The 9977-nt window shown below is 72.9% G+C and carries 8 protein-coding genes; 1 reads left to right on the plus strand and 7 read right to left on the minus strand.

The features are described from left to right. Positions 1-119 precede the first annotated feature (119 nt). The 7 genes from OIM89_RS10530 to OIM89_RS10560 all read right to left on the minus strand — a co-directional run bounded on the left by OIM89_RS10530 (position 120) and on the right by OIM89_RS10560 (position 8008). Complete coding sequence (locus OIM89_RS10530; protein ID WP_264491179.1) at positions 120-1148, minus strand: transglycosylase family protein; 1029 nt, start codon at positions 1146-1148, stop codon at positions 120-122. 176 nt (positions 1149-1324) lie between these two features. Continuing rightward, on the minus strand, positions 1325-2593 hold the full coding sequence (locus OIM89_RS10535; RefSeq protein WP_030698679.1) for a cytochrome P450 family protein: 1269 nt from the start codon (positions 2591-2593) through the stop codon (positions 1325-1327). Positions 2594-2626: 33 nt separating this feature from the next. Continuing rightward, entirely contained in the window at positions 2627-3619 is a 993-nt protein-coding gene (locus OIM89_RS10540; RefSeq protein WP_030698678.1) for a nucleoside triphosphate pyrophosphohydrolase, read from the minus strand. 61 nt (positions 3620-3680) lie between these two features. Then, positions 3681-4466, minus strand: a complete 786-nt coding sequence (locus tag OIM89_RS10545; RefSeq protein WP_030698677.1) for a hypothetical protein — start codon at positions 4464-4466, stop codon at positions 3681-3683. 225 nt (positions 4467-4691) lie between these two features. Continuing rightward, positions 4692-6212 (minus strand): serine/threonine-protein kinase, encoded by a 1521-nt coding sequence (locus OIM89_RS10550; protein ID WP_030698676.1) that lies wholly within the window; start codon positions 6210-6212, stop codon positions 4692-4694. After that, entirely contained in the window at positions 6209-6922 is a 714-nt protein-coding gene (locus tag OIM89_RS10555; RefSeq protein WP_030698675.1) for a hypothetical protein, read from the minus strand. Before OIM89_RS10555 ends, OIM89_RS10550 begins: the two co-directional genes overlap by 4 nt. A gap of 366 nt (positions 6923-7288) precedes the next feature. Beyond that, the gene (locus OIM89_RS10560; protein ID WP_264491781.1) at positions 7289-8008 is read right to left on the minus strand and encodes an HNH endonuclease family protein; all 720 of its coding nucleotides are present in this window, start codon (positions 8006-8008) and stop codon (positions 7289-7291) included. A 287-nt stretch (positions 8009-8295) separates the two neighbouring features. On the opposite strand from OIM89_RS10560, the gene OIM89_RS10565 reads away from it, so the two are divergent. Beyond that, a complete protein-coding gene (locus OIM89_RS10565) occupies positions 8296-9057 on the plus strand; it encodes a hypothetical protein (RefSeq protein ID WP_030307900.1) in 762 nt (253 codons plus the stop codon). The last annotated feature ends 920 nt before the right edge of the window (positions 9058-9977 follow it).

Consider the following 9977-nt stretch of genomic DNA (forward strand, 5'->3'; position numbering starts at 1 on the left):
GGGGCCCGCCAATGGCGAGCGGCCTAGACCGTAAGCACGGCCGGCGGCAGATTCCAAAGACGATCAGGGGGTCTGAGATCCATGTCTCACTTCCCCCGATCCGGACATTCCCGCCCGAACTAGCGCCCGATTCGGTCCTTTTCAGCCTTCGGGTCCGATCCGAGATCAAGGGCCTGACCGGGCAGGATGTGGTCCGCGTCGTCCCCGACGATCCCCTTGTTCGCCTCGTACAGCGCGGGCCACCCGCCGTCCACCTCGTGGAGCCAGGCGATGACCGAGAGACTGTCGCCCTCCTTGACGGTGTACGCGCCGGAGGCGTCGGGCGCGTCGCCGCGGTCACCCCGCGAGGCGTGCCGCCCGGAGCCCTCGCGGCTCTCGCCGGAGCCCGACTCGGCCGCGGTGCCGCCGCGGTGGCGTCCGCCGCCGGAGTCCTCGTCCTCACCCGGGGTCGCGGAGGGCGCGCCCGAGGGGGCCTCGGGGATCTCCGTGGTCTCCTCGTCCGGGGTCGCGGACGGGTAGCCGTCGGGGATGGAGGTCGGGTCGGTGGAGGGGGCGGCCGAGGTGGTGTCACCCTTCTCCCCCTTCTCCTTCTTCTCCCCCTTGCCCTTCTCGTCCTTGTTGTCCCGGTCTCCCTTGTTGTCCTTGTCGGGCGCCTTGCCGTCCTCGTCCTCGGCCTCACCCTTGCCCTTGCCCTGGTCGGCGGGCGAGGCCGGGGAGGCGGAGGGGGTGCCGGTGTCGCTGGGGACGCCCGGGTTCACGTCGGCGGACTCGCCGCCCTGCTTCAGCCCGATCGCGGGGGCGCAGGTGGCCCAGGCGGCGGTGCCCTCGGCGTCGAGGATGCGCTCGGCCACCACGATCTGCTGGGAGCGGCTGGCGAGGTCGGCGGAGGGCGCGTAGCTGAGGCCGCCGTGGCGCTCCCAGAGTTCCTGGGTGACCTGGAGGCCGCCGTAGTAGCCGTTGCCGGCGTTGGTGCTCCAGGCACCGCCGCTCTCGCACTCGGCCAGCCGGTCCCACGTGGCGGTGTCGGCCGCGCTGGCCGATCCGGCGCCGAGCAGGGGGATGGCGATGGCCGAACCGGTCACCCCGGCCGCGACGACGAAGGCCGGAGCCTGTCGGGGGCGTCGGTGACGTCCGTTCCCGGAGAGCATGCGGTTGCCTTTCGCGTGACGACTGCTGACCGGCGCCCGCTCGGTGGCGGCGGGGCTTCCGGTTGGCGCTGAAGGTAGCGGCTGTCGAACGTTCGTCACAAGTCGATGCAGCGGAGATCACGTCAACATCACATTATTGACGTGTCGTCAGTTCCGGTGAACGAAAAGGGTGGCCGTCACACCTTCTTCGCGCCCCCGGCCCGCTCCGGTGTGAACTCCACCGGCAGGGTGCGCAGTCCGCGCATGATGAGTCCGCCGCGCCAGCGCAGGTCGTCGGGTGCGGCGCCGAGCCGCAGGTCCGGAAGGCGGGTCAGCAGGGTGGCGAGGGCCGCCTTTCCCTCCAGCCGGGCCAGCGGGGCGCCGATGCAGTAGTGGATGCCGTGGCCGTAGCCGAGGTGCTGGTTGTCGGTGCGGGCGAGGTCGAGGCGGTCGGGGCAGGCGAAGCGTTCGGGGTCGCGGTCGGCGGCGGCGAGCACGACCAGGACCGGGTCCCCGGCGGCGATGCCGGCCCCGCCGATCCGCAGCGGCTCGGTGGCGTACCGCCAGGTGGCCATCTCCACCGGGCCGTCGTACCGCAGGAGTTCCTCGATGCCGGTGTCGAGCAGCGCCTCGTCGCCGTCGGCCAGGGCCTGCTGGAGGCGGGCGCGTTCGGCGGGGTTGCGGAGCAGCGCGTAGGTGCCGTTGCCGATCAGGTTCACGGTCGTCTCGAAGCCGGCGAAGAGGAGGACGAAGCACATGGCGGCGGCCTCCTCCTCGGTGAGGTGCTCGCCGTGGTCGCTGGCGCGGATCAGGCCGGAGATGAGGTCGTCGCCGAGGTCGGCGCGTTTGCGGTGGATCAGCTCGGCGAGGTAGTTGCGCATCTTCTTCACCGAGCGGGCGACGCCGCCGCGCGGTCCGCCGCCGTGCCGGATCATCATCCCGGCCCAGTCGCGGAAGTCGTCCTGGTCCTCGCGCGGGACGCCGAGCAGGTCGCAGATGGCGTAAATGGGCAGCGGGAAGGCGAACTCGTGGATGAGGTCGGCCTCGCCGCGCCCGGCGAAGCCGTCGATGAGCCCGTCGGTCAGCTCCTGCACGCGGGGCGCGAACTGGGCGACGCGGCGCGGGGTGAACGCCTTCGAGACCAGGCGGCGCAGCCGGGTGTGGTCCGGCGGGTCGATGTTGAGCAGGTGCGTCATCAGCCCGGCGCTGCGCTCGCCGGGGATGCCGGTACGGCTGCGCCCGGCCTCGTCGGCGGCGTGGTGCACCGGGTTCTTGCTGAGCCGGGGGTCGGCGAGGGTCTGCCGGGCGTCCGCGTACCGCGTGACCAGCCACGCCTCCACGCCGCTGGGCAGCCGGGTCTTGTGGACCGGCTCGTGGGTGCGCAGCCAGGCGTAGGCGGGGTACGGGTCGGCGGCGAACTCCCAGCCGAAGAGTGCGGGACGCCCGGCTGCCTGGGTTTCGCTCATGGTCCGACCGTATCGGGGGCCGGGTGGCGGGGCTCAGTGGCCCTCGGCGGCCCGGATGGCCTCGCGATAACGGCGGGCGCTCTCGCGCAGGGCGGCCTCGGGATCGGTGCCCTGCCGCTCGGCCTCGACGGCGAGGGCGAGCAGGGCGGGGCCGGGGCCGGGGCCCTCGGGGAGCGGAACGTGCAGTTCGGCGCCACGGGCACGGGAGGCGAGCTTGGCGGCGAGGGCGAGGGCGGGCTGGGCGACGGGCACGCCGTCGGTGACCGAGGTGCGCTCCTTCTCCTCCCCCTTCACCCGCAGCCACTGGGCGCGGACCTCCTCGGGGGTCTCGGCGACGGCGTCCCCGAAGACGTGCGGGTGGCGGCGGACCAGCTTGTCGATGAGGGTGGCGGCCACGTCGTCGATGGAGAAGGGCCCGCCGTCCTCCTCTTCCTCGTCCCCGGTGGCAGGCCGGCCGTCCTCGGCGATGCGGGCGTGGAAGACGACCTGGAGCAGCACGTCGCCCAGTTCCTCCCGCAGCGCGTCGCGGTCGCCCTCCTCGATGGCCTCGATGAGTTCGAAGGCCTCCTCCATGGCGTACTTGGCGAGCCCCTCGTGGGTCTGCCGGGCCGACCAGGGGCACTCCTCACGGATGCGGTCCATGACCTGGACGAGGTCGATGAGGCGGGCGCCGGGCAGGTCGTAGGCGCCGGGGAGGAGTTCCAGGTCGGGCATGGCGACGCGGCCGGAGCCGGCGAGGCGGGAGAGGGCGTCGGTCAGGCGCCGGTCGCCCTCGCCGGACTGGACGAGGACGGCGGTGCGCCCGCCCGCGAGGAAGTCGACCAGGTCGGCCGCGTCCGGGGTGGCCGCGACCTCGACCTCGACGCCCGCCTCCCGCAGGTAGGGCAGCTGCGGGTGGGCCGGGTCGGCGCAGAGCACCCGGTCGGCCTGGTGCAGGGCCTGCCAGGCGGGCCAGGAGAGCTGGCCGGGGGCGACCCGGTGGCTGGTGGTGAGCAGGACGAGGCGGCCGGGGCTGGGTGCGTTCACGCCTCGAACGTAACGCACCCGGGGTCCCGGCCGCCGGGCCCGGTGGGGCGGTCGGCGCCGGTCAGAGCGCCGGGAGGCCCTCGCTCTGGGTCTCGGAGCGGGCCTGGGCCTTCTCCTCGCCGAGGCGGCGCGGGTCGGAGCTGAGCCAGGGGTCGGAGCCGGTGACCATGAGGAGCTGTTCGCCGTCCCAGGCGCCGTAGCGGGGGCTGATGTCGATGCCGAGCTTCTCGGCGGTCTTCACCAGCTCCTCGCGGACCTGGGTGTCGGCCTGCTCGGGCGAGGTGCCGGGCGCGTACTTCTGGCGGAGCCCGTCGAGGCGGAGCTGGTAGGCGAGGTGGTCGTCGATGCGGGCGGCCGGGATGCCGTACGTCCGCAGGTACGCCTCCTCCAGCTGCTCGGCGGTGCCGCCGGTCTGCTCCTGGAGCTGGGCGCGGCGCTCGCGGAGGTCCTTGCGGGTGAGGCTGATCCCGGCCTCGTCGGCGGCCGCCTTCACGACGCGCTCGCTGATCATCCCGGCGAGGGTGGAGCGGTCGGGGGCGCAGGTCTCGCGGCCCTCGACGACCTTCTCGCCCTTCGCGGCGGCCTCGTCGCGCTGCTGGAACTCGGCCTGGCGGGCGGCGGAGCACTGCTGGTCGAGGGCGTCCGCGTACCCCTCCTCGCCGAGGACGGCGACCTGGGCGTCGCGGACCTGGCCGACCTGGGCCTCCAGCTGGGCGACGGTGATGCGCTCGCCCCCGACCACGGCGGCGGCGCCGGGCCGGGCGTCGGCGCCGCAGGCGGACAGCAGCGGGGCCGCGAGCAGGGTGGCGGCCATGAGGGCGAGCGAGGTGCGACGGCGGCGGTGCAAAGGGAGCCTCCCGGCGGGATCGTTCGGCGGTGCGGGGACGATGGGGCGACCTGACGACCTACGACCTGACGACATGCACGGCATACACGACCTGACGGTCCGGACGTCCTTGCGAAGATCGATCGTAGGCAGTCGGCGTGATCTGGGCCACTGTCGGGAGCAACGATTCCCCGCGTGTCCGGTTCCTGCCTGTCCCCCGCCGCCGCTCGCGGCCGGGTGCCCGGCTCAGACCAGGCCGAGCCAGTGCAGCGTGCGGCGCACCTCGGCGGGGAGCGGGTGGCCGGGCCCGTACCGCTGTTCGGCGTCGTGGAGCAGGCGGAGCAGGGTGTCCTGGGCGGCCGGGCGGTCGCCGAGGGCGAGCAGCAGGTGGCCGATGCGGCGGCGGACCTCCAGCGGCAGGTCCCGGTCGGTGCTGACGTACTGGTTCTCGAAGTACGGGAGCAGGGCGCGGTATTCGGCCAGGGCGGCGGCGGGCTCGCCGAGCTGTTCGAGGCACTGGGCGGCCTCGTAGCGGAACTGGAGGGAGCGCGGGTCGGCGGTGCCGGCCTCGGCGGCGTACTCGTCGGCGAGGCGGCGCAGTTCGGGCAGGGCGCGGCGGTACTGGCCGTCGTCGAGCAGGGTGGCGGCGTACTGCTTGCGCAGAGTGCGGACGACCGCCGAGTGCTCGCCGTGCTGCCGGGCGGCGGTGGGCAGGATCGCGCCGAGGATGTCGACGGCCTGGGTGATGCGGCCCTCGCCGAGCAGCCGCTTGACGTCGTCCACGGCGGTGGCGACATCGGCGCCCTCGCCCCCGGCGGGCGCGGCCGGAGGCCGGTCGGGCCGGGGGGCGGGGGCCAGCGGGTGGTCGGGCCAGGGGGCGTGCGGGCGCAGGAAGGGCCGGGCCGGGTCGAGCGGGGTGCCGCGCGGAATGCCGCGGGGCGGCAGCAGCGGGGCGAGCGCCTGGTAGACCTCCTGGGCGGAGCCGGGGCGGTCCTGGGGCTCCTTGGCGAGCAGCCGCATGACGAGCGGTTCGAGCCCGTCGGGCAGCCCTGGGCGCAGCCGGCCGAGCGGCAGCGGCGCCTCGTAGAGGTGGCGGTGGAGGACGCCGAGGACGGTGTTCCCGTCGAACGGCACGGTCCCGCTGAGGAGTTCGTAGAGGACGATGCCGAGCGCGTACAGGTCGGTGTACGGGCCGACGGCGCCGCCCATGGCCTGTTCGGGGGCCATGTAGGCGGGGCTGCCGATGGGCGAGCCGGTGTGGGTGAGGCGGGTGGTGTCGCTGTCCATGACGGAGGCGACGCCGAGGTCGAGGACGGTGACGGTGCCGTCCTGCCGGATCATGATGTTCCGCGGCTTGAGGTCGCGGTGGACGATCGGCACGGCGTGCACGGCGGAGAGCACGGCGGAGAGCTGGGCGGCGACCGAGACGGCCCACTCCCACGGGTAGGGGGTGTGCTCGGCGAGGTGGTCGCCGAGGTCGGCGCCGTCCACGAACTGCATGACGAGGTACAGCTCCTCGCCCTCGGTCCCCGCGTCGTGCACGGTGACCAGGCCGGGGTGGTCGACCTGGGCGGTGACCCGGCACTCCCGCACGAAGCGGCGCCGCAGCTCCTCGGCCTCGGCCCCGGCGACCCGGTCGGGCCGCAGCAGCTTGACGGCGACGCGCCGGTCGAGCCGCTGGTCGTACCCGGTCCACACCTGGCCCATGCCGCCCTGGCCGATGAGGGTGGAGAGTTCGTACCGGCCGGCGATGACCCGCCCGCTCAACGGGGGCCCTCCTGCGAGCCGTTGCCCCGGCCGTCACCCTGCTGGCCGCCGCCGGAGTCCCGTAGGTAGGCGCTGAGTTCGTCCAGCTCGGCCCGGACCTGGTCGATACGGGCGGGACCGCCGGGCGGCGGTGTGCCGGGCGCGGGGCGCGGCCCGGCCGGGGTGGGCGCGGGCCCCGTCTGCGGCCGGGCCCAGGCGTCGCCGACGCCGGTGGGCGCGGTCGGCGGGGTGTAGTGCTGCTGGGGGTGCGGCTGGTGCGGGGGCTGGGGGTACGGGTGGTGCTGGAGGGGAGCGGTGGCGGGGCGGGTGACGCCGTGCGGCGGGTACGGGCCGGCGAGGTGCGGCCCTGGGACGCCGGGGTGGGCGGTGCCGTAGACCTTCCGGTCGTGGCGGATGTCGGCCGTGAGGTAGTACGTGACGACGGAGACCATGTTGAGCAGGATGAGCCCCACCGCCAGGTCGTCCAGGATGGTCGTGCTGTCGTCGCCGTCGGGCATCATCCCGATCGCCAGGAAGGTACAGGTGGCGGAGATCCCCGTCAGCACCCAGTCCCTGGGCCTGCGGGTCAGGCAGGCCAGGCGTATCAGGGCGCCGAAGGCGAAGAACCCGCAGCTCATCACGGCCATAGCGGTGAACAGCACCCGGAGCCAGACGCGGGCCTCCCTGGACGGACCCTGAGGCTTCGGGGCCGCCGGGTAGGTGCTGTGCATGTCCTGCTCCCTGAAGATCGTGGGCCGCGCCGGACGCGCGTGCGGGTCCGAGCGTATACACCCGCCGCCGCAGGCCGGACCCCGTTGTACGGAACCGTTGTCCTCCTGGTGACGAGGTGTGACATGTTCGGCTCAGGAGGGCGGGAGTGCCGGTCCCGTCAGCCCGTCGTGCAGCCCCTGCACCGGCGTCCGGGTCGGGGCGCAGCAGGGGGAGGTTGCGGCCGAGGGCGGCGCCGGCGCCGGCCGCGTCGACGCCCCGGGCGGCGGTCGCCGCGCCGGGCCCGCCGCCGGGCGGGCCGGAGCGAGCACCGTCATGCGGTGCCGCTCCGGCCCGGGCCGCTCTGCCGAAGGCCCCTGGGCCCCCTGCTACTTCGCGCTGAAACGGTCCGGCGCCTCGGTGGGCGCGTCCCCCTCCGGCAGCTTCTCCTCCGGGCAGCCGTCGAGGATGGTCCGCATCGCGTCCCGCTCCCCGGCGGTCACCCACAGCTCGTACTTCTTCTTCACCGCCACCTGCCCGGCGACATACGCGCACCGGTACGTCTTGTTCGGCGGCAGCCACTTCGCGGCGTCGCCGTCACCCTTGGCGCGGTTGGGGCTCGCGTTGACCGCGAGGAGGTTGAGCGGATCGTTGGCGAAGGCTATGCGCTTGGCCGGCTCCCACTCGGACGCCCCCTTCTTCCAGGCGTCGGAGAGCGAGACCAGGTGATCGATGTCCACCTTGCTGGCCCCGCGCCGGAACTCCACGTCCTCCCCCGAGTAGGGGTCGTCCTTCAACACCCCCGACGCCACCACGCAGTCGTCGCCGTCCTTGTACTCCACCTCGGCGAGGTCCCGCTTGAGGATGTCGTCCCGCGTACCGCAGGAGTTCCCGTCCACGTCGGCCCACGCCGACCCGAACCGCTCCCGCCCGTACCCGTCCTTGCTCCCCTCTTCCTTGACGGTCGACGTCTCCAGCGCCGCCAGCGCCGTCCCGGCGGCAGCCCCGCCCTTGGCACCCTCGCCGCCGGCCCCGTCACTCCCGGTCGACGGCTCCCCGAGCCCACACCCCGCACTCCACAGCAGCGCCCCGACCGCGAGCCCCACCATCCCGTACCGCCGCACCGTCACCACGCACACCCTTCTCTCGCCCAGCCCTGCTTCCGTCCCAATCCCAGAGGCATCCTGCCCTGCGGAGTGACGGGCAGTCGGACGGGGTGGGGCGCGGTGGGGGCGGGGCGGGGGCGTGGGGGGATCGGGGGGACGGAGTTCGGGGGGATCCGTCCGTATGATCTGACCGCCGAACCGAACCAACCGAGGCGGCCCTCCGGTCCGCGGGCGTCCGTCACCGGACGAACGCGCCTTCACGTGCGGCAGATTGCGAGACCGACCCCGCCATGCGCCTCACCCTCCCCGCTCGCGCCCTGACCGGCGTACTGCTCTGCGCCCTCCCCGTGACGGGCTGCACGACGTCCGGCCCCGACGCCACGACGGACCAGGCCACCGCCTCTTCCGACTCCCAGACCCGACGTGCGGAACCTCTCCCCTCCGCTGCGGTCGACCCTTTCGGTGAAGCGGCCGCCCCTTCGCAGGCCCATCTGCAGGGCGCGACCCTCAACCAGGCCGACCTCGGCGAAGGCCGCATCCTCAAAGGCCCGGCCCACCACCCCCTGCCCGGCGACAAGGTCCGCACCACGGACGAACCCTGCACTCCCCTGGCCCGACTGGTGGCGGGATCAGCGTTGGGCACGCCGGAAGCCACGGCGGGCTACAACTGGCGGGGAAACACCGGCAAGGACTCCGAAGCCGACAAGGTCACGGTCACCACCGTGTTGGCCGCCTACAAGGCCGACGAGGCCACCACGGCCACCGCCGCACTGGGTACGGCCACCGACACCTGCGCCCAAGGCTTCACCTACAACGCCCCCGACGGCCGCACCAAGGTCACGGACATCACCCGCGCCCTCGCCCCCTCAGGCGCCGACGAGGTCATGTCCCTGACGGCGACCCTCGACACCGCAGGACCCGTCACGTTCGTGGTGGCCCGTAAGGGAGCGGTCATCGCCACCTTCCGCACCGAGGCCACAGCGGGAGACTCGACCAAGCCGCCGGCCGTACCGGAGACTCTGGTACGGGCACAGTTGGCCCTGCTCGGCTGACGGAGGGCAATGAACATCCGGCACCGAGTCGAGCAGGTCGCGGACCTCCCACCCGGACTCGCCACAGTCCTCGGAATCCTCGTCCTGGCCCTGGTGATCGGCCTGGCATGGGCCCTGCTCCGCCTCCTCGAGCACGCGCGCACCGCCGCAAGGGGAGCCCCTGGCGGCGGCGCCTCGAATCCGCCTTCGTCATCCGTTCCACACCACGCAAGGCGCTACAGAGAACGGTCTCCCCTCAAGACCAGGCAGGCGGCCGCCAACCGTAAGCAGCCCTTGACCCACACACCCCTTCTGGCGACTGGGGAGGCGGGCAGGAGGGCGCGAGCTGTACCTCAGCCACGCCCCCATGTGGTGGTGGGCAAGGGGTCAACCACTCTGAGCGATCGGGGCATCCAGAAGCGCGGCTGGACAGGCGGCCCTCCGACCACCATGGGAAGCGATACGGAGCTGGCTCAAGAACGACTTTCCGATACCCTAGGCCGAACCGGGACGAAATGACACAACGCCCTACAGGTCAAGGATCGAGTCGAACTCACCGCTGAAGCAGGCCAGTTTTCCGTCCCTCAGAGTTGAATTCGACAGAGACCATCCCCGCACGATCGACGCCCTCATTCACTTCGACTCGTGCCGACTGGACGCCCCCAAGTTTTGACCGATGTCCACCTCTCACGGTCATAGCCTTCGTGACCCAGCCACGGAGAGGCCAGGACGCAAAGAGAATTCCACGAAAGCATCACCTTCCATCGAATCAGCTCCTGGGGGCCGGCGCCTTCCGCAGGGAATGAGAAGCAGTGCTGAATCGTGACAACGTGCTGCCGAAGGGCGGCTCTGACGGAACGCGCCACCATGCGCTCATCGGATCCGCGATCAGCTCGGGCTATACGATCGGTTCGATCCATCAAGAAGGCTTCGAGCCGCTC

The organism is Streptomyces sp. BI87, assembly GCF_025957665.1.
GTDB classification, from domain to species: domain Bacteria; phylum Actinomycetota; class Actinomycetes; order Streptomycetales; family Streptomycetaceae; genus Streptomyces; species Streptomyces albidoflavus.

Coding starts and splice junctions, on each gene's coding strand:
- OIM89_RS10530 (WP_264491179.1), bottom strand. CDS start 1,148: ATGCTCTCCGGGAACGGACGTCACCGACGCCCCCGACAGGCTCCGGCC.
- OIM89_RS10555 (WP_030698675.1), bottom strand. CDS start 6,922: ATGCACAGCACCTACCCGGCGGCCCCGAAGCCTCAGGGTCCGTCCAGG.
- OIM89_RS10560 (WP_264491781.1), bottom strand. CDS start 8,008: ATGGTGGGGCTCGCGGTCGGGGCGCTGCTGTGGAGTGCGGGGTGTGGG.
- OIM89_RS10535 (WP_030698679.1), bottom strand. CDS start 2,593: ATGAGCGAAACCCAGGCAGCCGGGCGTCCCGCACTCTTCGGCTGGGAG.
- OIM89_RS10565 (WP_030307900.1), top strand. CDS start 8,296: ATGCGCCTCACCCTCCCCGCTCGCGCCCTGACCGGCGTACTGCTCTGC.